Source organism: Rhodovulum iodosum, from assembly GCF_041020385.1.
Lineage (GTDB): Bacteria > Pseudomonadota > Alphaproteobacteria > Rhodobacterales > Rhodobacteraceae > Rhodovulum > Rhodovulum iodosum.
The window spans coordinates 197,425-221,949 of sequence record NZ_JBEHHI010000003.1 but is presented as its reverse complement, the minus strand read 5'-3'; the positions used below and the strand labels follow the sequence as shown (position 1 = coordinate 221,949).

Here is a 24,525-nt window from a genome sequence, read left to right as displayed (position 1 = left end):
TCCCACCCCTCGGCAGGGCGCATCGCAACGGCTCGATCAGCAGGATGCGGGGCGGTATTTGGCGCCATGTATCAGGGAAATACGGCGGAGCGAAGCGCCCGCCCATGGTCTGGCGCGGCCTTCTTCACCTTGGTTCAAGCGCCATCGGCACCATCGTGCCCAGAAGCGTGGCCACATGCGCCCGGTCCGCGCCGTCCTCGGCGTAGATCTCGGCGCGCACGATCATCAGCCGCCGTCCGGGGCGGATGACGCCGCCCTCGGCGACCAGCCTCTCGCCGCGCGCCGGCGCCAGCAGGTGGATCTTGATCTCGCTGGTCAGCACCTCGTGGCCCGGCGGCAGCAGGCTGAGCGCGGAATAGCCCGCCGCGGTGTCGCCCAGCGAAAAGCTGAGGCCTGCATGGGCATAGCCGTGCTGCTGGCCGGTTTCGGGGCGGATCGGCGCGGCGATGGTCACCGCGCCGGGGACGAGGGAAACGATTTCGGCGCCCAAATGGGTCATCAGACCCTGCCGGGCAAAGCTTTCGCGCACGGCGGTGGCGAAATCGGGGTTCTTGGGCTGGGTCATGCGTGTGTCACCTCATGCGCCGCCGCGCGGCAGGGCGGTTTCGGCAGTGGGCGGGGCGGGTTGCCCAGCATTATCGCGCGCGCCTCTGTCCCGAAGAGCGGGGCGAAGGCCGGGTCGTCCCAGCAAAGCCCCCCGGTATAGGCGCCGTAGGCGGGCAGGATCAGCCGCGCCGCATCGTGCAGGAAACACGGCCGGCTCAGCGCCCGTCCGCCCAGGCTGATTCGCGCCTTGGGGTGGTAATGGCCCGAAACCTCGCCCACGGCGCCGGGCCGGGCGATGTGGCGAAAGATCAGCGGCCCCGCCGCATATTCGGCCAGATGGCTGCCGCCAAAGGCGATGGGCCCCGGGTCGTGATTGCCCTCGATCCAGAGCCAGCGCCGCCCGGCCATCAGCCGCATCAGCCATTGGGCTTCATCCTCGGGCAGGCCCGCGGCCGCGTCGAGATCGTCGAAGCTGTCGCCGAGGCAGAGCACCGTGCGCGCGCCGGTGACCGTGATATCGGCCTCCAGCCGGGCCAGCGTCTCGCGCGTCTCGTAGGGGGGCAAGAGCGCGCCGCCGCGCCGGGCGATCCGCTCGGCCTTGCCCAGATGCAGGTCGGAGACGGCCAGCAGCCCCGCGTCGCCCCAATAGAGCGCCCCGGAGGGCAGGGCGGCGAGCTGCGCGCCGGTCAGCATGAAGGCATACCCGTTCATGATTTGTTTCCACACGAAAACGCGCCCCATTGCAAGGGCTCAGGCAAGGCCGGCCTCGGCCATCAGTCTCTCGGCCGCCTCGTCGATCAGCCGCTGTTCGGCCGTGCCTGTCACCGGCACGCGGCCCGGTTCGAGGAACAAGGGCGCGGCCAGCGGTGTGACGCGGCTTAGCGGGACATGGTCGATCCGCCCCTTTGTGCGCGCCAGCATCGCCTCGATCCGTCCGAAATCGACGAGGCCCTTCATCGCCTCTTCCCGCGTGATCTCCAGCATCAGGTGGCCGGGGTCGTACTTGGCCAGCGTGTCGTAAAGGATATCGGACGAAAACGTCGCCTGCCGTCCGGTCTTGCGGCGGCCGGGGGTGTTGCGCTCGATCAGGCCTGCGACGATGGCCGAGGCGCGAAAGGTGCGCTTCATCACCGCGTTGCCGGCCAGCCACGTCTCGAACGCCTCGCGCAGGTTATCCCCGTCCAAAAGGGGGGCAGGGTCGGTCACCGGGTCCAGCCCCCAGATGAGGGTGGCGTAGTCGGTGGCGACGAAGCCCAGAGGCGCGAGACCGGCGGCCTCCATCCGTTGGGTAAGCAGCAGGCCAAGGGTCTGCTGGGCGTTGCGGCCGGCGAATCCGTAGACGCAGGTATGGGCGCGGCCCTCGTGCGGGAAGCTTTCGATCAGCAGCCGCTCGCGCCGGGGCAGGCGCGAAACCTTGCGCTGAAGGGCCAGCCATTCGGCGGTGTGGCGGGGAAGCTCGGGCCAGTCGGGTTGTCGGAACATCGTCAGGATGCGGTCGGACAACTGCGTCGAGGTGGCGAATTTGGTGCCCATGAAGGTGGCGATCTTGGGCGTTGCGCTGGCCGAGCGCGTGACCTCCACCGTCATTTCGCGCAAGCCTTCGTAACGTACGATCTGCCCGCCGATCAGGAAGGTGTCGCCAGGGGTCAGCGTGGCGGCGAAGCCTTCCTCGACCTCGCCCAGCGGGGCGCCGCCGCGGTGGCGCTGCATCCGGACCTTGAGTGTTTCCGTATCGACAATAGTGCCCAGGTTCATTCGAATTTGTTTCGCAGCGCGCGGGTCGCGCAGGGCCCACCGCCCGTCGGGCCCCCGTTTCAGCCGCTGCCATCGGTCATAGGCGCGCAACGCGTAGCCCCCCGTGGCCGCGAAATCGAGGCAGGCGTCGAAGGCGGGACGCGTGAGCGTGGTGTAGGGGCCAGCGGTCGTGACCTCGTCGTAGAGGGCATCGGCGTCGAAGGGGCCCGCGGCGGCGGTGGCCAGGATATGCTGGCACAGCACGTCGCGGGGGCCGGGCCCGCGCGGGTCGCCGTCGAGGTCATGGGCGCGCGCGGCCTGCAACGCGGCGACGCATTCGACCACCTCAAAGCGGTTTGCAGGAACCAATAGCGCTTTGGAGGGCGCATTGTATCTGTGATTGGCACGCCCGATCCGCTGGACCAGCCGTTTCACGTTCTTCGGCGCACCGACCTGGATGACCAGATCGACATCACCCCAGTCGATCCCGAGATCCAGCGAACCGGTGCAGACCACGGCGCGCAGTGCGCCTTCGGCCATCGCGGCCTCGACCTTTTCCCGCGCTTCGCGGGCGAGGCTGCCGTGGTGGATGCCGATGGGCAGGCCCGCGTCATTGGCCAGCCACAGGTCGTGAAAGAATATCTCGGCCTGCGCGCGGGTGTTGTGAAAGATCAGCGTGGTGCGGTGGCGCCGCACCTCGTCGAGGATCGCCGGGATCGCATAGCGCCCGCCGCCGCCCGACCAGGGCGGCGGCGCGTCGGTTTCCAGCATGGCGATATCGGGGTCGGGGCCGGGATCGGCCTGCAATATCTCGCAAGCCTTGGGTGCCGGGGCGAGGAAACGGCCGATCGCCGGCGGGTCTTCGACCGTGGCCGACAGCCCCACGCGCGAGAGCCCGGGGCAGAGCGCGGCGAGCCGGGCGAGGCCCAGCATCAACTGGTCGCCGCGCTTGCTTTCGGCCAGCGCGTGCACCTCGTCGACGATCACCCGTTTCAGCCCCGCGAAAATGCGCGGCGCGTCCTCGTAGGACAGCATCAGCGCCAGGCTTTCGGGCGTGGTCAGCAGGATATGGGGCGGGTCGGCCCGCTGGCGCCGTCGCTGGGTATGCGAGGTGTCGCCGGTGCGGTCCTCGATGCGGATGGAAAGGCCCATCTCATCGACCGGCGCGCGCAGGTTGCGGCGGATATCGGCGGTCAGCGCCTTGAGCGGCGAAATGTAGAGCGTGTGCAAGCCTGGTGCCGGATCAGGGCCTAAATCGGCCAGAGAAGGCAGGAATCCTGCAAGCGTCTTGCCCCCGCCTGTCGGCGCGATCAAGAGCAGGGCGGGCGCGCCGGCACGCTCCAGCATCTCATGTTGATGCGGATGCATGGCCCATCCGCGCGCGGCGAACCAGGTGTCGATGAAAGGGGGCACGTTGCTCATGCCCCCAATCTAATGCGCGCTCCGTGACTTTTCGAAAAATCCTTCGGTGGATTTTGCGCGGCTCAGTGCACGATGGTTTCCTCGCGGACGAACATGTTGGCCCAGGCGCGCTCGATCAACTCGGGGCTCATCTGGTAGGGGATGCCCTCGAACTCGCAGATCGCGATCATCTGGTCGACCAGGAACACCGGCTGGTAGTTCGCATAGACATTGTCGATGGTCGGGTATTTTTCCTGCAGAAGGTAGATCAGCGTCGCTTCGTCGAGCGGCATCTTCTTCTTGCGCGCCACCAGGGAGAAGATCTTGAGAAAATCCTCCCGGCAGGGGCCGTCGATCTTGATCTTGAAGAAGATCCGCCGGAGCGCCGCCTTGTCGAAGATCTCGTTCGGGTGGAAGTTGGTCGAAAAGATCACCAGCGTATCGAAGGGCACTTCGAACTTTTCGCCCGATTGCAGGGCGAGGATGTCCTTGCCCTCTTCCAGGGGCACGATCCACCGGTTGATCAGCGACTGTGGCGGTTCCTCTTGCCGGCCAAGGTCGTCGACGATGAAGACACCGCCGGTCGATTTCAGTTGCAGCGGCGCCTGGTAGGTCCGCGCGGTGGGGTTGTAGACAAGGTCGAGCATCGACAGCGACAGCTCGCCCCCGGTGATCACCGTCGGTCGCTCGCACAGCACGTAGCGCGTGTCAAAGCGGTTCGAGGTGCGGCGCAGCGACGAGGGATCGTCCTCGAACTCTTCGGCCGCCGAATGCACGATCGGGTCGTAGACGGTGATGACCTGGCCGGAATACTCGATGGCGCGGGGGACGTAGATCTTGTCGCCCAGCGCGTCGCGGATGCCGTTGGAGATCGACGACTTGCCGTTGCCGGGGGGGCCGTACATCAGGACCGACCGGCCCGATCCGACCGCGGGGCCGAGGTGATCCAGCAACTCGTCAGGCAGGATCAGGTGGCCCATTGCCCCGTTCAGCTGATCGCGGGTGATCTGGATGTTCTTGATCGACTGGCGCTTGACCTGTTCGGAATAGACCGCAAGCGGCACCGGCATCGCACCGTAATATTCCGACTGGCTGAGCGCGTCGAGCGCCCTGGCCTTGCCGCCATCGGTGAGCTGATAGCCCATCTGCCCGCCTGAGCCGGCATGCAGGTTGCCGGTGGCCTCGAGCAGCTTCTGGCTGCGCGCCAGGTCGACCAGTTCCTGCGTCACGGGGACCGGCAGGCAGATCGCCTTGGCGATTTCCGGCACGATATCGAGGTTCTGGCGGAAGACCGTCTTCAGAAGGATGTCGCGCATCATGACGACGGGCAGCCGCATCTCTTCGAGCGAGCGCGGCGCCGGCGGTGCCATGACTGTGGAAGTCTGCATATTCATGAGGTTGCCCTGAAACTGATCCTTTGCTGGCGTGAAGCTGGCGGATTTTTTTGGCAAAGATGGGGCACGAAGCGAATATCTTTGGACAGCGTGCGCCACGGCGGGGGATAACCGGCCCGGACGCGCGCCTTGAAATGTGACCGAGGGCAGGCATGAGCAGACCGAATCCGTTTATCCTGACCGCCTTCCTTTTGGCGGTCGTCACGATCCTGGGCGGCCTGCCGCTGCTGCAGGGTGCGCTGTTTATCGGCAAGCACGAGGGGGACATGATGCACCTTCTCGACATCGTCTTCCGCATTGCCGACGGCCAGTGGCCGCACCGCGATTTCATGACGCCGATCGGCTATCTGGCCTTCGCGCCCATCGCGCTGTTCGTCAAGCTGGGTTATGGCGTCGGGCACGCGATCCTTTACAGCCAGGTGCTGGTGGCGGCGATCCTGCTGCCGGTGACCGTCTGGGTTGCGGTCACCCGGATTCCGGGGCGATGGGCCTATCTGTTCGGCTTCGTGGTCATGGTGTTCTGCCTTGCGCTGGTGCATGGCGAGGCCGAGCGCAGCATCTCCATCTCGATGCATTACAACCGCTGGGCGTGGGCCGTCAGCTTTCTGGTGCTGACCGCGGCGCTGTTGCCTGCGCGGGGCAGGGCGCGCGCGGCGGTGGACGGTCCGATCATCGGGTTGGGCCTGGCCGCTCTCGCGCTGACCAAGATCACGTTCTTTGCCGGTTTCGCCGTGCCGGTGGCGCTTGCGCTTGCGATCCGCCGCGACTGGCGCGCCCTGCGCCTGGCCGTCTTTGCGGGGCTGGCGGTGGTCGCGGTGGTCACGCTGCTGGCCGGCCCTTTGTACTGGCCCGCCTACATCCGGGACCTGTTGACGGTCGCGGGGTCCGAGCTGCGCCCGTCGCCGGGGGGCGTGTCTTTCCGGGCGATGATCGGCGCGCCGGCCTTCGTGGGCGGGAACCTGCTGTTGATCTACGCGGCGATCCTGCTGCGCGAGATGCGTCACGATCTGCTGGGTCTCGTTGTGCTGCTGCTGGTGCCGGGCTTCTATTTCGTGACACACCAGAACTACGGAAACGACCCGAAATGGCTGCTGCTGCTGGGGATTTTGCTGTTCATCAGCCGCACGCCCGGCGCCGCGCCCCCGGAAAAGGGCATCGACCGCAACCAGGTGGCGCTGGTGGTGGGCACGGCGCTGCTGGCGTTCATCTTCCCCTCGCTGGTCAACATGACCCTGTCGCCGCTGCGGCAAGGCAACACCGTGGTCTCCGAGTACGCGCCGTTGCTGGGCGGCGAGGCCCCGCATGACGACCTGTTCGCGGCCAAGTCGCGCGCGTACCTGATCCGAAAACAGGCGCCTGTCGACATGCGGGACGGCGGGCTCGACCGGTTTTCGGATATGGTCGAACGCCCCGAGCCTGCGCAGTTGCTGGGCGAGGAACTGCCGGACTGCGAACTTTATACCGGGCTGATCGGGTGGTACGCCAATGTCGCCGCCGACCTAGAAGAGGCGGGCTATGCAGGCGCGCGGTTTTTCAACGCCGACGTGCTGAACCCCTATTGGTTGTTTGCCGATTTCCGGCCGCTCGCGCATGGGGCGCCGTGGCATTACGACGGGCTGCCGGGGATCGAGGGCGCCGACTACCTTGTCGTGCCGGTCTGCCCGGTCAAACAGAAACAGCGCAAGCGCATCCTCGACCTGATCGCCGAGACCCCGCTGGAGCTGCACGAGGCGCACCGCACCGACCACTACATCTTGCTGGAGTTGGACGGGCAGGCAGGCGGCTGAGCTCGGTCAGCTCCCGAAGGCCGCGGCGAGGGCGAGATAAAAGATCAACGCACCGCCCAGCGCGAGGCCCATGGGAAAGTCGCGCCGCTGCCAGGATTCCCACTCTGGCACCAACCCTCGAATGGCAGGCGTGGCGCGCGCTGTGCGATGGGTCAGGAACGCGGCCAGCAGCACGGCGGCGAAGAGCACCAGCATCAACCGGGCATCCGCCGCGGCGATGAAGGGCGCCATGGCCGCGGCAAATTTCGCGTCGCCCCCGCCGACGAGCCCGCCCATGTTGAGAACGAAACCGATCGCCAGCACGAGGGCCAGATGCGCCCAGCCCCAGGCCCAGGCCTCCAGCGGCAGCGCGAACGGCCCGACCACGGCATAGATGGCGACCAGCACAAGCACCGCGCGGTTGGCGATGCGCATCGCCTTCATGTCGCTCCACGCGACCCAAAGCGCCACTGGCGTGACAAAGGGCAGGAACAGGATGGCCGCCGAGGCAGGAATATTCATCGGCCTAGTTGGTCACGTTGGCCTGTAGCGCGGCAAGCGCGCGCGAGGCTTCTTCGAAATGCTGCGGGTGGGTATCGACGGCCTCTTCCAAGAGGCCCTTGCCGATGGCCACATCGCCGTTCTTGATCGCGGCGAGCGCCAGCGTGTGATAAAGCTGCGCGCGCTCGATCTGGCTGACTTCCAGGATGGGCATCTGGTAGTTGCGCTGCGCGCCCCGCGACAGGACAAGGTTGTTCTTGGCGGTGAAGAGATCGCGATCATAGGTGATCGCCTCTGTAAACAGCCGCTCGGCGCCGGAAAAATCGCGCCGGGTCAGCTTGGAATAGCCCCAGTTGTTCATCACGGCGGCCGGCCGCGTGGTCAGGCCCACGGCGGTTTCGTAGAAGCTGTCGGCGCGCTTCCATTCCTTGTTGGCATCGGCCACCATCGCCTCGAGGCGGTAGCGGTTGTAGGTCTCGTGGGTGGGCGGAATGGTGTCGAGCACCGCCTCGGCCCGGTCCCAGTTGCCCGAACGGATCAGGGCGTCGGCGTAGTTCACGCGGTCTTCGTTGGTCACCTCGGGATGGGAGATGACGTCGCTCCAGACCGAGGTGGCCTCGGTGTAGCGGCGCGCGCGGATCAGCGAGCGGGCAAGGCCGCGCTTGAAATCTATGCGGTTGGGCTGTTCGGCGGATTCGCGTTTGAAATAGGCGACCGCCTCGTTGGGGTCGGCCACCGTCATCATGATGGCGTTCATGCTGTTTTCGTCGGAGGCGATAACGTCCTGAACGGCGCGCTCGACCTCGGCCTCGTTAGCCTTCTGGCATGCCGATAGCGCAAATGCGCTGGACACGCACAGCGTGAGGAAGACGGGGTGTCGCATTGCCTGCGTCCTCTGCTGCTCTCTTGCTACGGCGCGGACAAAAGCAGATACCTGCCGTTTCCTCGCCTCATGAGCTCGAAGTTTTTTTGTTCTGGCTCATAATAGGCAGGATTTTCGGTTTTTGCGATAGCCAAGCGCAGGTTCTGTCGGATTTCGTCGCTTGCCCCGTTGTCCAGCCCGTAGGCGGTGCGGAACACGCGCCTCGCCTCGCCGTATTCGCCGGTTTCCATCAGCACGACGCCGAGATTGTTCCAGGCCGGTACGAAGCTGTCATCGGCATCGATCGCGCGGCGCAACAGATCCTCGGACTGGCCCAGCCGGCCGAGGCGCAGATTGGCCGAGCCCAGTGCCGAGAGCACGTCGACCGTGAGGCCGTGTTCGGCAGCACCGCGCAGATAGGCCTTGAGCGCCAGTTCGTATTCGCCCGCCGCCATCAGGCGGTGGCCCACGACCAGCCCGTCGACGGCCTCGCGCACCTCGGGCGTGCCGGGCGGCGGCGGCGGGCCCTCGTAGAGCGGCGAAAGGCCGCCCGTCGGCTGACAGGCGGCCACCAGAAATATCAACCCGACCCGCAGGGGCCGGCCCAGCGCCTTAGAAATTCGAGGTGCTGAGGGTCGTGTAGATATCATATATCGAGGGCCCGATCAGGATGATCATCAGCGGCGGAACCGTGAACATCATCGTGCCCAGAGTGAGCTTGGTCGGCAAGGTGTTTGCCTTTTCCTCGGCGCGCATCACGCGCTTGTCACGCATTTCGCCGGCATAGACCCGCAGGGCCTCGGCGATCGAGGTGCCGAAAGTGGTCGACTGGATCAGCACGGTGACAAAGGACGACACGTCGGCCACGCCGCAGCGTTCTGACATGTCCTTCAGCACCTGCACCTTTTCCTTGCCGGCCTTCATCTCGTGCGCGACCAGTTCGTACTCGTCGGCCAGCGCGGGGTAGCCTGCGCGGATTTCCTTGCTCACACGGATGATCGACTGGTCGAGCGATTGGCCCGCTTCGACGCAGACCAGCATCATGTCGAGACTGTCGGGAAAGCCCTCGATGATTTCCTGCTGGCGCGATTGCAGGCGTCGCTCGACCCAGTATTTCGGAAGATAATAGCCCGCCGCGCCGGGGATGACGACCGACAGCACGATCATCTGCGTGGTGACGTCGCCGGTGGCCGACTTGATGACCGCAAAGAGCATGCCGAGGCCGAGAAAGCCCAGGCCGAGGGCCAATTGGGCAAAGTGGAACATGCGCACCGACGCCTTGGAGCGATAGCCGGCCTGCAGCAGCTTCAGCTTTGCGGCTGACAGCTCTTCCTCGTCCTGGGGCTCAAGGAAGGTCGAAAACCTGTCCAGCTTTTCGGTGCGCGAGCGCGGCCGCAGGCTCTTGCCGGGGTCGGCAACGTTTCGCGCGGCATCGGCTCGGATGTCGCGCTTGAGCTTGTCCAGCGGATCGACCTGCTTTTTCAGAAGCGTCGGCAGCGACAGCAGGATAAGCAACACGCCCAGCAGCCCGGCGGCGTAGAGCGGGCCCATCTCGCCGAAGTTATCGGTCAGGATGGCGTTGATTTCGTTTATGAATTCCATCTCTCTGGGCCTCAAACCTTGATATTGACCATGATCTTCATGAAGATCACGTTGGCCACGAGGAACACGCCGACGATGATCGCCGCGGGAATGAAGGCCGCGGTCGTTTTCACCTCGTCATAGTAGTCCGGCTTGATCACGTTGATCATCAGGATTGCCGCGATCGGGAAGCCCGACAGGAACATACCCGACCATTTCGCCTCGGCGGTGATCGCCTTGACCCTGCGGAACAGCTTGAACCGCGCCCGGATCACCTTGGCCAGACCGGCGAGGATCTCGGCCAGGTTGCCGCCCGATTGCTGCTGGATGGTGACGGCCACCGCGAGGAAGCGCAAATCCTGCATGTCCATCCGCTCGGCCAGGGATTTCAGGCTTTCCGAAACGTCGCGGCCATAGGCGGCCTCGTCGGCGATCATGCCGAATTCCGAGCCCAGCGGGTCGGGCACCTCCTTGGCCACGATGTTGACAGCAGAGGAAAAAGGGTGGCCCACACGAAGTGAGCGCACCATCAGTTCCACCGCGTCGGGAAGCTGTTCCTCGATCAGGCCGAGACGTTTCTTGGCCTTGTTGTTGATCCAGACATAGACACCGCCAAAACCCATGACGAGGGCAACCAGCGCGCGCACCGGCAGCGAGGCGGCGGTGCCCACGGTCAGGCCCATGAAGGCGACCGCCGAGAGCAGCAGCATCACCATGATGAGTGCCTTGGGCGAGAAGGCGATATTGGCCTTTTGCGCCTTGTCGGCGAGGATCGCGTAGAGCGGGATGCCCTTGGCGTTCATGTGCTGGCTCATCTCCTTGCGGAGTTGTTCCAGCACCTGTTCGCGGTCGATACCCTTTTCCAGCATCTCCAGCCGGCGGTTGACCCTGTTGTTGAGGCTGATCGACTTGCCGAAGACGGTCAGGTAAAGGCCCTCGACCAACGCGAGGACTGCGACGAAGATCAGGCCGTAAATGATCGGCTCAATTCCAATTTCCATGATCAGTCCCCTGTGATCGGTTCGAAAATCGAGGGCGGAAGGTCGTAGCCCCATTGGCGGAAACGTTCCGAATAGTGGCTGCGCACACCGGTGGCGTTGAAGCGGCCGATGATCTTGCCGTCGGGCGCGAGGCCGAGGCGCTCGTAGCGAAAGATTTCCTGCATCGAGATGACGTCGCCTTCCATGCCCGTGATTTCGGTGATCGACACCATCCGGCGCGAGCCGTCTTGTAGGCGGCTGGCCTGCACGATCAGGTGCACAGCGCTTGCGACCTGGCTTCGAACCGCTTTGAGAGGCATTTCAATGCCGGCCATGGCGATCATGTTCTCAAGGCGGCTGACCGCGTCGCGCGCGTTGTTGGCGTGGATCGTGGTCATCGAGCCGTCGTGGCCGGTATTCATCGCCTGCAGCATGTCGATGACCTCTTCGCCGCGCGTCTCGCCGACGATGATGCGGTCGGGGCGCATCCTGAGCGCGTTTTTCAGACAGTCCCGCTGGCTGACCGCACCGCGGCCCTCGACGTTTGCGGGGCGGCTTTCCATCCGGCCCACATGGGTCTGTTGAAGCTGAAGTTCCGCGGTGTCCTCGATGGTCAGGATGCGCTCGGAGTTGTCGATGAAGGACGACAGCGCGTTCAGCGTGGTCGTCTTGCCCGAACCCGTACCGCCCGAGACGATGACATTCAGCCGGCAGGCCACCGCAGCCTGAAGATAGGCGGCCATTTCTTCTGTAAAGGCGCCGAATTTCACCAGGTCGTCGATCGCCAGCTTGTCCTTCTTGAATTTCCGGATCGACACCAGGCTGCCGTCGACCGCGATCGGCGGCACCATCGCGTTGAAACGCGAGCCGTCGGCGAGGCGGGCGTCGACATAGGGGGTGGATTCGTCGACACGCCGGCCGACGGCCGACACGATCTTGTCGATGATCCGCAGCAGGTGCTTTTCGTCCTTGAAGGTGATGTTGCTGAGTTCCAGCTTGCCCGAGCGTTCGATAAAGATCTGCTGCGGGCCGTTCACCAGGATATCGTTGACCGTGTCGTCCTTCAAAAGCGGTTCGAGCGGGCCGAGGCCCATCACCTCGTCGAACAGTTCCTGGTGCAGGGTCTGGCGGTCTTCCTTGTTCAGGACGACGCTCATCTCATCCAGCGCCTCAGCGCTGATCGCCTGGATTTCGGAACGAAGATCGGACTCCGACGCGGTTTCGAGCGCGGCGAGGTTCAGGTCCTCCAAAAGCCGCTTGTGCAGTTCGTTCTTGATGTCGGCCAGCCGCTGCTTGCGCTTGCGTTCCTTGTCGACGGCTTCCGCGCGGGCCGGCGAAATCTGCTGCGAGGGCGGGCGGCGAATGGTTTCCGGCGCGGCTTCGCGCACCGCGGCCTGGGCGGTCGGTCCGTCGGCGAGTTGGGCCGGGCCGGTGCCGGTTTTCTTGTAACGCGAGAACATTGGGGGTCCCCCTCCTTACTCAGCCGGCGGCCTCGGCCTCACGGGCGTGTTCATAAAGCTGCACCGCGAGTTTCTGAATTTCCTTGCGCAGCGGCATCTTGCCCGCGGTCTCGGACAGGGGCATGCCGTGGTCGCCGGCCTGGCTGACCATCTTGCCGCCTTCGGGCAGCAGTATCTCGATGTCGATATCCAGGCTCTCGGCCATCCGCTTGACGCGGCTCTTGCCCGACAGATCGGCGAATCTCGGCGCCCGGTTCAGCGCAAAGCGCAGCTTCTCGTGCGGCAGATCCTCGCTTTTCAGCGCGCGGATCATCCGCAGCGTGTTCTGGGCCGAGCGCATGTCGAGTTCGAGCAGGACGAAGTAGATCTGCGCCTGCGCCAGGACCGTCTCGGTCCACTGCACCAGCGTCGACGGCATGTCGACGATGACAAAATCGAAATTCGCGCGTGCGACGTCGATGATGGCGTTCACGTCCTCCGACCCGATCAGATCGAGCGGCAGAATGTCGGCCGGCGCGGTCAGCACGTGCAGACGTTCGTTGAAGGTCTGCAGCGCCTGCATGAAGACGTCCCTGTCCATCGCGCCGGTATCGGACAGCAACTCGAACACGGCTTCGCGGCGGGGCAGGTCGAGATAGGTCGACACCGCACCGAACTGCAGGTCGAAATCGATCAGGCAGACCGCCGGCGGTTCCTTCTTGTCGGCATTCGCCAACTCCCAGGCGAGGTTGACGGCAAAGGTCGTGGTGCCCACGCCCCCGGCCAGGCCATGCACCGGCAGAACCACGCCTTCGCGGTCGCCCGCGGGGTGGCCCGGAAGCCCGGTCGGAACCGGCTGCAGATTTGGCGCCGGCGCGCGGCGCAGCTTTTCGATCGCCTCGTGCAGCGCGCCCTCGGGCAGGGGGTAGGGGACGAAATCCTCGGCGCCCAGCCGCAACAGTTGGTGCAACGCCATCGGGCTCAGCTCGTCGGCGATCAAGATCACCTTGACCTTGTGTTCCTTGGCGGTCTTCACCAGGTCGCAGATCGTCGACAGGACCTCCTCGTCCTCCTGATCCACTGCGATGGCCATGAACTCCAGCTCTTGCGCATCGGGCTGTGTCAAAAAGACGGTGGCGTCGTCGAAGGATAGATCGCCCCAATTTTCGCCGAGCTCGGCCTCCATGTCTTCGATCAATAGCTCGAAACTCTGCACGTCGCGCGAAACCGTACAGGCGACGATGGGGGCGGGGTCCGACTGGATCGCTGCGTTACTCGCCATATGCCACTCTTCCTTCTCCTTGCAGACAGCCGCGGACGCGCGGGACCGCGCGAAATTGCGGGTCCTGGCGGGGCGGATGCCAGCGCGCGACTCGGTGTCACACGCGTTGCTGCCTCTGGAGAAAGGTGGCTTTCAAGTTGGGCAACATTACGGCCCAAAAACCAAAATTGTTGGAAGATCGCGCCTTTCCGGCGCGATTAATTATTCGTCGCCAACGATGGCGTGAAGCTCGGTCGCGCTGTCGACGTATTCCTCGTAGGTGCGCTGCATGTACTTGCCATCATGGACAAGCGGCTTGCGCTTGAGGAAGCCCGAAACCTCGGTCACGGTGCGGCGGTTGCGCCGCTCGCGGTTCTCGGTGACGATCAGCGGCTGTGTCTCGCCGTAGGAGACCACGGCCTCTAGCCGGCTGCGCGAAATGCCCCGGCTGACAAGGTAGTTGACGGCGGCCCGCGCCCGGCGCAGGCCGAGGCGCTTGTTGTAGCTGTTCGAGCCGACCTTGTCGGTATGGCCATAGACCCGGAAGCGGACCGAGGGGTACTGGGCGATCCATTCGGCCTGGCGGGCCAGTGCCGCCTGGGCTGTCCCGTCCAGAACGGCGCTGTCGAAGTCGAAATTGATGGTGGTCGGCGCCTCGGCGGCGAACCGGCGTGACAGGCTGATGACGGCATCGCGTTCGCCGTTCATTACCAGGGTGTTGTTCATCGTGGCATTGCCGAAATCGCCGCTATCGAGGGTGCTGCCGGCAGGGGCGTTGATCGCTGCGGGATTGCACCCCCCCAGAGCGACGAGAGCCGAGACGGACAGTAGAACAAGGGGGCCGCGCATCTCTCTTACTCCATCACATAGCCGTAGGGGGCGCTGAATTCCTGCCGGGCCACTTCGCCGGCGGCGCCGGGTAGGCGGCCATCGCGGCCGGCGACCTTGCCGAAGAGGAACAGTTCGGACTCGCTGGGCGGCCGTACCCTGTCGGTCGGCATCGCAAGCGCCTCTCCGCGGGTCGGCGACACGAGGTGAGCGGTGATGATGATCACCAGTTCGCTCTGTTCGCGGTTGTATTCCGAGCTGCGGAACAGCGCGCCCAGGATCGGCACGTCGCCCAGCCAGGGCACCTGGCTGTTGAGGCTCCGGAAGTCGTCTTGCAGCAAGCCCGCGATGGCAAAGCTTTCGCCGTCGCGCAGTTCGACCGTGGTGGCCGTGCTGCGGGTCGAGAAGCCCGAGATGGTGATGTTGCCGTCGGAGTAGCTGTTGTTGGTGTCGATTCCGCTGACCGCTGCGCTCATGCGCAGGTTGATGTTCTTGCCGACCACGCGAGGCGTGAATTCGAGCTGGATGCCGAAAGGCTTGAACTCGACCGTGACCTGGCCGTCCGAGTCCGTGATCGGCACAGGGTATTCGCCCCCGGCCAGGAACTCGGCATTCTGGCCGGACAGGGCGGTCAGGTTCGGCTCCGCCAGCGTGCGGACAAAACCTTTTGTTTCAAGGGCTTCCAGGAGGATGGCAAATTCCATGCTGCCGGCGCCGACGCCGAAGGTGAACGCACCCTGGGTGCCGCTTTGCAGCTCGAGCCCGGTGGTGGCGTCCCCGTCGAAGATGTTGCCGAAATTGTCGCCCGAAATGAACGTGCCGTTGCCGCCGTTATAGCCGATGTTGCCGCCGTCGCCGGTGCCGTTGACCGCGAGGCTGGCCGAGAGGCTCTTGCGGACCGAGCGGTTCATCTCCGCGAAGCGGACCTTGAGCATGACCTGCTGGCTGCCGCCGACCGTCATCAGGTTGGCGACACGCTCTGGAGCGTAACGTCCGGCCAGATCAAGTGCCCGGTCGACCACCACGGCAGAAGACACGGTGCCAGACAGAACGATGCCGTCATTCGCGGCGCGCACCTCGATGGACTCGCCGGGCAGCACCTCGCGCAGCCGCTCTTTCAACTCGCTGAGATCTGGGGTGACGCGGACTTCGACGTTGGTGATCAGCTGGCCATCGGGGCCCAGCAGGGTCAGCGTCGTCCGCCCCGGCGACTTGCCCAGGACGTAGATCATCCGGTCGGAAAGCGTGGAGATGTCCGCGATCGCGGGATTGGAGATCGACAATTCGGCGAAGACCTCGTCGCTTTCGACGACGACCGCGCGGTTCATCGGAACGTTCAGCTTACCTGACGGGGCCCCGCTCATCACCCGAAGAGTTTCGGCCGAGGTCGGACCCGCCTGTGTCGCAACCACGGCTACACCCAAAAGGCCCGCCGCGAACAACTTCTTAATGCTCATGTGATCCTGCCTTTCCGACCACGCCTCATGTCGGGTCTGTTCGCCCGTTGTTCGAGAGCATGCGGTACTTCGCATTTTATTGCAACAATCAAGCCTGTGCGACTCGGCCTGCCTGTGGACATGCCGCAACACCCGAGCCGGAGAGGCACACGCCACTAAGCCAAGCGCGCGCCCCGTGAAGGGCGCGCGCGGCGGATCGTTCGGTATTTTCGGGGTCAGTTGGTGCAGGGGATCGGAATTTCCACCACCTCGGCACCCCGGCGCGTCCGGATCGAGCATTCCTCGGCCTTTTCTTCGACCACCTGCACCTCTTGCTTGATGCCCAGCAGGCGGTTTTGGTCGATCTCGACGCCGGCGACGTCTTCGTTGTCATCGGCGCCGACCAGCGACAGCGACAGGCGTCCGGTCGATTGCGCCTGGGCCAGGGCCGCGACCTGCTCGGGTGTGGCTTCGACCGTGACGGTGCGCGCGATGACGGGGCTTGCGCGGTCCTCGTCGGCGGTCTGGTCGATCGCGATCAGACGCATCTTCGTCTGGATCAGCTTGGTCACGCTGCCACCGCCGGAATTGCCGGTCCAGTAAACGTCCACGCGGTCGCCAGGCCGCAAGAAGCCCGACACGCCGGTCGCCACGTCCACCTTGATGGCAAAGGCGCGCATGCCCTTGGTCAGGCGCGAGGTGATGCCGGCTTCGGCACCCGGCTCGGTCAACTTGACCTTGAGCAGCGGCTCGTTCTTCTCCATCGCGCGCAGTACGGTGCGAAAGGCCGGCTTGCCCTCCGGGAACAGCTCCGCTTGTTTGCTGAACGCGCCTTCGGGCAGCGCGTCGGCCGGCCAGCGCACGAGGCGCGCATCGTCCAGCGTGAACTGCTCGCCGTAGCGCAGCGGCCGGTCGGTCACGTAGATGTCGACCAACTTGACCTGCTTGGCGCGCTGGGCGCGTTCCTGCGCCAAAGCGGTTTCATATTCCGAGATGTAGCCTTGCGCCATGTAGACGGCAAAGCCTGCAAGCCCAAGGCCCGCAATCAGAACCAACCCGAACAGCAATCGCATGTTGAACCCTTCCCTTGCTTGGTCCAGCCCCGCTCTGGGCGACGGGCCGACACTTTTGCATCGAGATCATCCTTGTCCGGCTTTGCGGCGAAAACGTGGACAGGCTAAGGCGACGCCAAGGATTTTCGCATTTTTGGAAACAAATGGCGCCGCGGTCAGTCGACGACCGTGATGCCGGCAATCGCGTTGCTGATGTTCGATGCGATGTTCGTGGGGCCGGGGACGAAGATCGCCACCACCGCCAGAGCCATGCCGACGACGAATGCGGTAAGCACGATCCAGTCGACCGTCACCGCCCCGTCTTCGTCCTGGACGAATTTTTTTGCAGTATCCTTCATAAGGGTACTCCCATCAAATAAGGGCCTCGATCCATGACCGGCCGGCTATTGCGGACGGTCTCTCCCACCGCCTAACGCAAATATCACGTTAAAATGTGGCCGGAGGTTGTTCCGCTTGTGGAATTCGCGTGCGTCGCGGTTTCCCGCCGAACGTGTTTCGGGGCCTTCAAAAGAGGCGGCCGCGCCCCGAGGGGCGCGGCCTGTCAGTCGGTTCCGAAATACCGGTGGCCGTCAAAAGATTAGTTGACGGTGATGCCGGCGATTTCCGAGCTGATGTTGGTGGCCAGCGTGTTCACGCCGGTTTCAACGGTCGCCAGAACAGCGATGCCAAGGCCAACGATGGCGGCGGTCAGCACCACCCAGTCGACGGTCACGGCACCGGATTCGTCGTTCCGGAAATTCTTGAGCATGTTGAACAGTTTCATTTGGTATCCCTCCAGTAGGTCCGTTAGCTCGCTCTGTCTTGCCTCTTCGGTTCTATGTGGCCCGTCTCTTGTTTGGGCCGATCCCCGCCTTGGCATGGTTGAAATATCCCGTTTGAATGGGGCGAGAGTTTGGCCTGCGCTTGGCATTTTTGGTTGCACGCCCGCAAATCAGAAAAATCAAATTAAGCGTATGTTTTTTAACGATAAAAAAATGAAAAGATCGTAAATTTTTCGTTTTTCGCGGTGGCTGAAGCGCACAGATCGCAGCGGAATCGCGCGATTCGAACCCTTCCCGCTGGCCTTTTCCGACGATTTTTGCGACAAGATCCACAACAAAGGTCGAGGCAGGGCAGTCACCGCATGAAGCGGCGCTTCGCAATCGCAGTCATCGGAGCCATGGCTCTCGCGGGCGCGGCCGGTGCCGAGCCGCCGCCGTACCCGGAATTTACCTTCAAGCGTGTCGGGCTGCCCAAGCCGGGGCAAAAGCGTATCACCGTGCAGATCGCCCCGCGCCCCGCGCCGCCACCCAAGCCCCCCGCCACCGACGACACCGCAGAGCCCGACCAGGCCGCGCCCGAGGCCCCCGCATCGCCGATCGGCCGTTTCGCCTGGTACTGGGACGCGGTCGGCCGGGGCGAAAGCCGGCTGGGCCCGGCCCGGCTGGAGCTTGCGGTGAACGCGTTGTCGACCGGGCCAGCGGGGGCCGCGGTGCCGGCGCCGCGCCTGCAGGCGCTTCAGGACATCGCGCGGCTGCATGGCACCGACATCCTGCGCGCCACCGTGGGCACCAAGGTCTCGCCGGCGCTGGTGCTGGCGGTGATCGGCATCGAGAGCAGCGGGCGGCCCCGGGCCGTCAGCCCCAAGGGCGCCACCGGGCTGATGCAGCTGATGCCGGCGACGGCCAAGCGGTTCGGCGTGACCGACATCACCGACCCGACGCAGAACATCGCCGGCGGTGTGGCCTATCTGGACTGGCTGATGAAGAATTTCGGCGGCGACCCGGTGCTGGTGCTGGCCGGCTACAACGCGGGCGAGGGCGCGGTACAGCGACATGGCGGCGTGCCGCCCTATGCCGAGACGCGCGATTACGTGCCCAAGGTCCTGGCCGCCTGGCAGGTCAGCCGGGGGCTGTGCATCACCCCGCCCCAGCTTATCAGCGACGGTTGTGTGTTTCGCGTGATAGGAGCGGGATGATGTCGGCCTGCAAACCGCTGGTGCTGGATGTCGATGGCACCTTTCTCAGCACCGATCTGTTGTTCGAGACGTTCTGGGGCGGGCTGCACCGCGCGCCCCTGGCGACGCTGGGGGCCGTGGCGCGCAACATCCATGACCGCGCCGCGCTCAAGCGCGCGCTGGCCGAGATCGCACCGCCGCGTTTCGACCTGCTGCCGCTCAATCCCGAACTGGCCGCCCGCGTCGAGGCCGCCCGCGCCGAGGGCCGCGAGGTGGTCCTGGCCTCGGCCTCGGACGGACAGCTCGTCGAGCGGCTGGCCGCCGCCCATGGGCTGAGCGCGCAGAGCTTTGCCTCGGACGGGCAGACCAACCTCAAGGGCGCGGCCAAGGGCGCGGCGCTGGTGGCCGCCTATGGCGAGCGCGGATTTGACTATGCCGGCGACAACGTGGCCGACCGCGCGGTGTGGGAACGTGCCGACCGCGCGCTGATCGTCGGCGCACATCCCCAGATCGCCTCGGGGCTGCGCGCCGCGGGCCATCCGGTCGAGCAGATCTCTACCGGCTGGCACTGGCGCGACCTGGCGCGGGCGCTGCGGCCGCATCAGTGGGTCAAGAACGTGCTGTTGTTCGTGCCGATGCTGGCCGCGCATGATTTCGGCGTGGCCACGGTGCTGCTGGTCCTGGCGGGAATGGTGGCGTTTTCGGCGGCAGCCTCGTGCATCTATATCGTCAACGACCTGCTCGACCTCGAGGCCGACCGGCTGCACCCCACCAAATGCCGCCGTCCGTTCGCGGCCGGGACCGTCCCCATCAAGGTGGGCATGGCGGCCAGCCTGGGCCTTGCCCTGGTCGCGCTCGGCATCGCGGCCGCGCTGGGCGCGGCGATGCTGGGCGTCGTCGCGCTCTACATGACGCTGTCGCTGGCCTATTCGCTGCGGCTAAAGCGGATGCGCTGGGTCGATATCGCCACGCTGGCCGCGCTTTACACCCTGCGCGTGGTGGCGGGCGCCGTGGCCTCCAAGGTGGATGTGTCGGTTTTCATGCTGGTCTTCGTCTACCCGGTCTTCCTGACGCTTGGAGCGGTCAAGCGATTGACGGAGCTGGCGCTGGCCACCACGGACGAGCGCCTGCCGGGGCGCGGCTATGGCCGGCCCGACCGCGAGGATCTGCTCAACGTCGCCGGCCTTGGCATCGTCGGCGCGTTGCTGACCTTTTTCGGCTACAGCTTCACCGAGCAGGCGCACATTCTTTATCCCACGCGCTGGCTGCTGTGGGTGGCGCTGGTGCCGCTGGCCATCTGGCTGATCCGCATGGTCGTGCTGGGCTGGCAGGGCAAGCAGGATTACGACCCGATCGTATTCGCCCTGCGCGACAAGCTGGGCATCGGGCTGATCTGCTTTGCCCTGTCGCTGATGTTTTACGGCGCGGGGCTGTGGCAGCGCTGGTTCGGCTTCTAGATCGACATCTTCTTGAAGATCGGCTCTGGGATGGCGCGGATGATCGTCATGATGCCCAGCCAGAAGATCGGCGTGTAGATCACGTTGCGCTTTTTCTCGACGGCCTTGAGGATGTCGCGCGCCACCGCCTCGGGCGGGGCCACCAGGAACATCCCCTCGATGCCCCAGGTCATCGCCGTGTCGACAAAGCCGGGCTTTACCGTCACCACATGGCCGCCGGCGCGGGTCAACCGGTTTCTCAACCCCGAAAGGTAAGTGGCAAATCCCGCCTTGGCGGCGCCGTAGACATAGTTGCCGATGCGCCCGCGGTCGCCCGCGACCGAGGCCACGCCCACCACGTTGCCCGCGCCGCGCGCCTCGATCAGCGGCGCGAACGACTGCAGAAACCGGGCGGGGCCGGAGAAGCTGTCGCTCACCACGCCTTCGATCAGGCCGGGGTCGGCGTCGATCTCGTCTTGCGGCGGCATCGAGCCCACGAAGACCGCGGCCGAGACCGGGCCTTCCACCGCCTGGGCGCGGTCGAGGATGGGGGTAAAACTGTCGGGTTTGCGCGCATCGAAAAAGACCGGTTCGGCCAGCGGCGCGCCGCGGGTGCGGGCGTCGGCCGCGCTGCGCGCCATGTCGTCCATGTCGCGCCCGGCCAGCAGCACGCTGTCGCCCCGTTCGGCCACCGCACGGACAAAGGCGCGCGCCATCGACGAGCTGGCGCCGAGAATGATCCAGGTTTCGCTCATGCCGGGCTCCTCAGTTGCAGGCGGCGCACCAGGTCGGTCTGGTACCGGCCCTCGGGGTCGGCCTTGGCCACCTCGGCGCGCCAGGCGTCCAGTTCGGGATACATCGCGGCCACGACCGCCGGTTCGGCCACCGAATCCTTGGCCAGGTAGATGCGCCCGCCGGCCTCTTGCGCCATGCGCGAGAGCGCGGCGATCAGCGGCGCGGCCTTGGCGCGGTTGGGCATGTCCACGGCCAGCGTGTAGCCTTCCATCGGGAAGGACATCATCCCGCCGCGCCCCGGCCCCATGCGCTTGATAACCGCCAGAGGCGAGGCGAGGCCCGATTTGGCGATGCGCGTCAGGATCTCGCGCAGCGCGTCCCTGGCCTCGACCGGCACGACGCATTGGAACTGGTGAAAGCCGCGCTTGCCGTATAGCCGGTTCCAGTCGTGGACCGCGTCCAGCGGAAAGAAGAAGTCGTTGATCTGCTTCTTGCTGCGCCGCCCGGTGTCGGGGATGCGCCGCAGGTAGCGGGCGTTGAACGCCTTGACCACCGGCCAGGACAAAAGCGCGCCGGGCAGATCGAGCGGCACCGATTTCGCGCGCTTCTCGGGGCCCGGGCGGGGGCCCTCGGCCAGTTCCGCCTCTTCCAGGATGCCGCGGCCCAGGTGCTTGCCGCGGGCCAGCGCGTCGATCCAGCCGACCGCATAAGTGGCCTCTGATCCGTCGAGCCGGTCGAGAAACGTGCCGAGGTCGGGAACGCGGCTTTCCTCGACCACCACACGCTGGCCGGGGCAGGGGATCAGCCGCAGCCTGGCCGAGACGATGGGGCCGGTCTGGCCCATGCCGCCGACCGTGGCGCGAAAGAGAGCGGCGTCGGCCTCGGGCGTCACCTCGCGCGGGCCGTTGCCGGTCATCAGGGTCAGCGCCGTCACGTGCTGGCCAAAGCTGCCCGCCCCGTGATGGTTCTTGCCATGCACGTCATTGGCGATGCAGCCGCCCACGGTGGCGAACCCGGTGCCGGGCATCGCCGCGGGCAGCCAGCCGCGCGGCGCGAAGGCCTCGGCGATCTGCCCGATGGTGGCGCCGGCCTCGACATCCAGCGTGCCGGTCTCGGCGTCGAAGCCGAGAAACCGGTCGAGCCGGGTCATCTCGATCGCAGCGCCGCCATCGTTTAGCGCGGCGTCGCCGTAAGAGCGGCGGTTGCCGATGGCGGGGCCTGGTTCGGCCAGCGCGGCGGCGAGCGCCGACAGGCGCTCGGGGCGGGCCAGCGGGCCATGGGCGCGATACGCCCGGCCCCAGCCCGCATATTCAGCGGTTTTCCATTGCATGTCGTGACTCGCGGATCTGTCTGCTCGGTGGTGTTTGTCATCCGCGCGATAGCAACGGAATAGGGCATCAATATGATGCTGTTTCGAATTTGGCGACAATTTCGCACCGCCGGTGGCCGGGTGCCCCGGCGCAAGGGGGCTCAACGAAACGTGCGCCACACAAACTGTGCATCCACGAACCCATCTCGCGGCCTTCTCTCGTTTGTGTGCGTTGATGTGAGGTGGGTGAGGGCGCATCTTCGGTACACGGGCAACGCAACAGCCCAACTGAACCGACAACCAAACCAAAGGAGATACACCCATGAAACGCATTATCCTGAGCACTGCCGCCGTCTTCGCCCTGGCCGCCCCCGCGATGGCCCAGTCGCAACTCGAACGCGAACTCGGCGTGGAAGCAGGCCAGTACACCGGCACCCAGCTGGTCCGCCTGAAGGCCGCCGCCAACGAGACCGGCAACGACGCCCGCGTCTACTTCGGCACGCCCAAGGAATACACCGTGTCCAGCACCAGCGCCGCGAACGACGAGGCCGAGCGCATCTTCGAATCCATCGCCATGGGCAGCGACGACGGCATTGACCGGGTCTTCGCCGAGGACGACACGTCGCGCGTCTTCATGTCGACGCAAAGCCACGCGAATGCCCGCGCGGCGCAGATCCTCGATGCGCTTGGCGACCACCGCGACGGCCCGAATAGCTGATCATGCGGAGAAAACAGCGAAGGGGCGCGCCACTACCCGCCCCTTCCCAAGACACGAAACGCGCGCCGGCGAGACACATCTCCGGCGCGCATGTCGTTTGAGGGGTCAGTTGACGATGGCTGCCTCGGTGGCCGTGCGGATCTCGTCTTCGGTGACGCCCTCGGCGCATTCGACGATCTTCAGCCCGCCCTCGACCACGTCGAGCACGCCGAGGTTGGTGATGATCCGGTCGACAACGGCGGTGCCGGTCAGCGGCAGGGTGCAGGCTTTCAAAAGCTTGCTGTCGCCATGCTTGTTGGTGTGATCCATCACGATCACCACTCGGCGCACGCCGGCCACAAGGTCCATCGCGCCGCCCATCCCCTTGACCAGCTTGCCGGGGATCATCCAGTTGGCCAGGTCGCCCTCTTCCGAAACCTCCATCGCGCCCAGGATCGCCATGGCAATCTTGCCGCCACGGATCATGCCAAAGGAGGTGGCGCTGTCGAAATAGGCCGAATGCGGCAGCTCGGTGATGGTCTGCTTGCCGGCGTTGATCAGGTCGGGGTCTTCGCTGCCCTCGATCGGGAAGGGGCCGAGGCCGAGCATCCCGTTTTCCGATTGCAGCGTGACTGTCACGCCGTCCGGGATATAGTTGGCCACCAGCGTCGGAATGCCGATGCCGAGGTTGACATACATCCCGTCCTTCAGTTCCTCAGCGGCGCGCGCCGCCATCTGGTTGCGGTCCCAAGGCATGTTATTTCTCCCTTACGCCGCGCGGGTGGTGCGCTGTTCGATCCGTTTCTCGTGCTCGCCCTGGATCAGGCGGTGCACGAAGATGCCGGGCAGGTGGATGTTGTCGGGGTCCAGGTCCTTGGGCTCGACGATTTCCTCCACCTCGCACACGCAGACCTTGCCGCACATCGCCGCCGGCGGGTTGAAGTTGCGCGCGGTCTTGCGGAACACCAGGTTGCCGGTGGTATCGGCCTTCCACGCCTTGACGATCGACAGGTCAGCGACGATCCCGCGTTCCAGGATGTAGGTCTCGCCGTCGAACTCCTTGTGTTCCTTGCCTTCGGCGATCTGGGTGCCGACGCCGGTCTTGGTGTAGAAACCCGGAATGCCGCAGCCGCCGGCGCGCATCCGCTCGGCCAGCGTGCCTTGCGGGTTGAATTCCAGCTCGAGCTCGCCGGACAGGTACTGCCGCATGAACTCGGCATTCTCGCCGACATAGGACGAGATCATCTTTTTCACCTGCCGGGTCTGCAGCAGCAGGCCGATGCCGAAATCGTCCACGCCCGCGTTGTTCGAGGCGAAGGTCATATCCTTCGTGCCCGCCTCCTTGATCGCGTCGATCAGCAGTTCCGGAATGCCGCAAAGCCCGAACCCGCCGGCGGCGATGAACATGCCGTCGAACAAAAGCCCGTCGAGCGCCTCGGTCGCGCTGCCGTATATCTTTTGCATGGACCTCTCCCATTTGGACCGTTGCGGGAGTTGTGGCGAAGGGGCCGGGCGCTGTCAATCAAGTGCGGCGCGTCTGCCGCGGCCGGGGGCGTGAGACGCCGCCTGTGCCGCCCATGCGGCAGGCCGCGCGCCAACCTTTTCACGCC

At 65.3% G+C, this 24,525-nt stretch carries 24 protein-coding genes; 4 read left to right on the top strand and 20 right to left on the bottom strand.

All coding sequences use genetic code 11. From position 1 onward, the window contains the following. Positions 1–124: 124 nt before the first annotated feature. The 4 genes from Ga0609869_RS15120 to Ga0609869_RS15105 all read right to left on the bottom strand — a co-directional run bounded on the left by Ga0609869_RS15120 (position 125) and on the right by Ga0609869_RS15105 (position 5,075). On the bottom strand, positions 125–565 hold the full coding sequence (locus Ga0609869_RS15120; RefSeq protein ID WP_125403760.1) for a PaaI family thioesterase: 441 nt from the start codon (positions 563–565) through the stop codon (positions 125–127). Further along, positions 562–1,257 carry a ligase-associated DNA damage response endonuclease PdeM gene (gene pdeM / locus Ga0609869_RS15115; RefSeq protein ID WP_125403759.1) on the bottom strand — a complete coding sequence of 232 codons (696 nt, stop codon included), beginning with the start codon at positions 1,255–1,257 and terminating at the stop codon, positions 562–564. The genes Ga0609869_RS15120 and pdeM overlap by 4 nt, the downstream gene beginning before the upstream one ends. 39 nt (positions 1,258–1,296) lie before the next feature. After that, the gene (locus tag Ga0609869_RS15110) at positions 1,297–3,702 is read right to left on the bottom strand and encodes a ligase-associated DNA damage response DEXH box helicase (protein WP_125403758.1); all 2,406 of its coding nucleotides are present in this window, start codon (positions 3,700–3,702) and stop codon (positions 1,297–1,299) included. A 62-nt stretch (positions 3,703–3,764) separates the two neighbouring features. Then, entirely contained in the window at positions 3,765–5,075 is a 1,311-nt protein-coding gene (locus Ga0609869_RS15105; RefSeq protein ID WP_125403757.1) for a DUF8689 domain-containing protein, read from the bottom strand. A gap of 152 nt (positions 5,076–5,227) precedes the next feature. Between Ga0609869_RS15105 and Ga0609869_RS15100 the strand changes: the two genes are divergently transcribed. After that, positions 5,228–6,862, top strand: coding sequence for a glycosyltransferase family 87 protein (locus tag Ga0609869_RS15100; protein ID WP_125403756.1), 1,635 nt, complete (start codon positions 5,228–5,230; stop codon positions 6,860–6,862). A gap of 6 nt (positions 6,863–6,868) precedes the next feature. Here the strand turns inward: Ga0609869_RS15100 and Ga0609869_RS15095 are convergent, their stop codons facing one another. The 12 genes from Ga0609869_RS15095 to Ga0609869_RS15040 all read right to left on the bottom strand — a co-directional run bounded on the left by Ga0609869_RS15095 (position 6,869) and on the right by Ga0609869_RS15040 (position 17,565). Then, the gene (locus tag Ga0609869_RS15095) at positions 6,869–7,363 is read right to left on the bottom strand and encodes a prepilin peptidase (protein WP_125403755.1); all 495 of its coding nucleotides are present in this window, start codon (positions 7,361–7,363) and stop codon (positions 6,869–6,871) included. A 4-nt stretch (positions 7,364–7,367) separates the two neighbouring features. Next, positions 7,368–8,225 carry a tetratricopeptide repeat protein gene (locus Ga0609869_RS15090; RefSeq protein ID WP_125403754.1) on the bottom strand — a complete coding sequence of 286 codons (858 nt, stop codon included), beginning with the start codon at positions 8,223–8,225 and terminating at the stop codon, positions 7,368–7,370. A 26-nt stretch (positions 8,226–8,251) separates the two neighbouring features. Continuing rightward, positions 8,252–8,800 carry a tetratricopeptide repeat protein gene (locus Ga0609869_RS15085; protein ID WP_438826891.1) on the bottom strand — a complete coding sequence of 183 codons (549 nt, stop codon included), beginning with the start codon at positions 8,798–8,800 and terminating at the stop codon, positions 8,252–8,254. A gap of 16 nt (positions 8,801–8,816) precedes the next feature. Then, a complete protein-coding gene (locus tag Ga0609869_RS15080) occupies positions 8,817–9,806 on the bottom strand; it encodes a type II secretion system F family protein (protein ID WP_125403752.1) in 990 nt (329 codons plus the stop codon). An 11-nt stretch (positions 9,807–9,817) separates the two neighbouring features. Beyond that, entirely contained in the window at positions 9,818–10,786 is a 969-nt protein-coding gene (locus Ga0609869_RS15075) for a type II secretion system F family protein (RefSeq protein ID WP_125403751.1), read from the bottom strand. Between the two features lie 2 nt (positions 10,787–10,788). Then, positions 10,789–12,225, bottom strand: coding sequence for a TadA family conjugal transfer-associated ATPase (locus Ga0609869_RS15070; protein ID WP_125403750.1), 1,437 nt, complete (start codon positions 12,223–12,225; stop codon positions 10,789–10,791). A 19-nt stretch (positions 12,226–12,244) separates the two neighbouring features. Next, positions 12,245–13,486, bottom strand: a complete 1,242-nt coding sequence (locus Ga0609869_RS15065; protein WP_125403749.1) for a CpaE/TadZ family protein — start codon at positions 13,484–13,486, stop codon at positions 12,245–12,247. A 201-nt stretch (positions 13,487–13,687) separates the two neighbouring features. After that, positions 13,688–14,314, bottom strand: coding sequence for an OmpA family protein (locus Ga0609869_RS15060; protein WP_125403748.1), 627 nt, complete (start codon positions 14,312–14,314; stop codon positions 13,688–13,690). 5 nt (positions 14,315–14,319) lie between these two features. Then, positions 14,320–15,750, bottom strand: coding sequence for a type II and III secretion system protein family protein (locus tag Ga0609869_RS15055; RefSeq protein ID WP_125403796.1), 1,431 nt, complete (start codon positions 15,748–15,750; stop codon positions 14,320–14,322). 215 nt (positions 15,751–15,965) lie between these two features. Next, on the bottom strand, positions 15,966–16,802 hold the full coding sequence (gene cpaB, locus Ga0609869_RS15050; RefSeq protein WP_125403747.1) for a Flp pilus assembly protein CpaB: 837 nt from the start codon (positions 16,800–16,802) through the stop codon (positions 15,966–15,968). A 155-nt stretch (positions 16,803–16,957) separates the two neighbouring features. Next, complete coding sequence (locus Ga0609869_RS15045; RefSeq protein WP_125403746.1) at positions 16,958–17,140, bottom strand: hypothetical protein; 183 nt, start codon at positions 17,138–17,140, stop codon at positions 16,958–16,960. A 239-nt stretch (positions 17,141–17,379) separates the two neighbouring features. Further along, positions 17,380–17,565, bottom strand: coding sequence for a Flp family type IVb pilin (locus Ga0609869_RS15040; protein WP_170168769.1), 186 nt, complete (start codon positions 17,563–17,565; stop codon positions 17,380–17,382). 360 nt (positions 17,566–17,925) lie between these two features. Between Ga0609869_RS15040 and Ga0609869_RS15035 the strand changes: the two genes are divergently transcribed. Together Ga0609869_RS15035 and Ga0609869_RS15030 are read left to right on the top strand one after the other, a co-directional pair. Then, positions 17,926–18,759, top strand: a complete 834-nt coding sequence (locus Ga0609869_RS15035) for a lytic transglycosylase domain-containing protein (protein WP_125403745.1) — start codon at positions 17,926–17,928, stop codon at positions 18,757–18,759. After that, complete coding sequence (locus Ga0609869_RS15030) at positions 18,759–20,195, top strand: UbiA family prenyltransferase (protein WP_125403744.1); 1,437 nt, start codon at positions 18,759–18,761, stop codon at positions 20,193–20,195. The genes Ga0609869_RS15035 and Ga0609869_RS15030 overlap by 1 nt, the downstream gene beginning before the upstream one ends. On the opposite strand, the gene Ga0609869_RS15025 is transcribed toward Ga0609869_RS15030, so the two are convergent. Both Ga0609869_RS15025 and Ga0609869_RS15020 read right to left on the bottom strand, forming a co-directional pair. Continuing rightward, complete coding sequence (locus tag Ga0609869_RS15025) at positions 20,192–20,929, bottom strand: SDR family NAD(P)-dependent oxidoreductase (protein ID WP_125403743.1); 738 nt, start codon at positions 20,927–20,929, stop codon at positions 20,192–20,194. The genes Ga0609869_RS15030 and Ga0609869_RS15025 overlap by 4 nt on opposite strands. Further along, complete coding sequence (locus tag Ga0609869_RS15020; protein WP_125403742.1) at positions 20,926–22,239, bottom strand: FAD-binding protein; 1,314 nt, start codon at positions 22,237–22,239, stop codon at positions 20,926–20,928. The genes Ga0609869_RS15025 and Ga0609869_RS15020 overlap by 4 nt, the downstream gene beginning before the upstream one ends. Before the next feature lie 301 nt (positions 22,240–22,540). Between Ga0609869_RS15020 and Ga0609869_RS15015 the strand changes: the two genes are divergently transcribed. After that, complete coding sequence (locus Ga0609869_RS15015) at positions 22,541–22,936, top strand: hypothetical protein (protein WP_125403741.1); 396 nt, start codon at positions 22,541–22,543, stop codon at positions 22,934–22,936. Positions 22,937–23,041: 105 nt separating this feature from the next. Here Ga0609869_RS15015 and Ga0609869_RS15010 read toward each other — a convergent pair whose 3' ends face one another. Further along, the gene (locus tag Ga0609869_RS15010) at positions 23,042–23,671 is read right to left on the bottom strand and encodes a CoA transferase subunit B (protein ID WP_125403740.1); all 630 of its coding nucleotides are present in this window, start codon (positions 23,669–23,671) and stop codon (positions 23,042–23,044) included. Positions 23,672–23,683: 12 nt separating this feature from the next. Next, positions 23,684–24,379: a CoA transferase subunit A gene (locus tag Ga0609869_RS15005; RefSeq protein WP_125403739.1), complete on the bottom strand. Its 696-nt coding sequence runs from the start codon at positions 24,377–24,379 to the stop codon at positions 23,684–23,686. Positions 24,380–24,525: the final 146 nt, after the last annotated feature.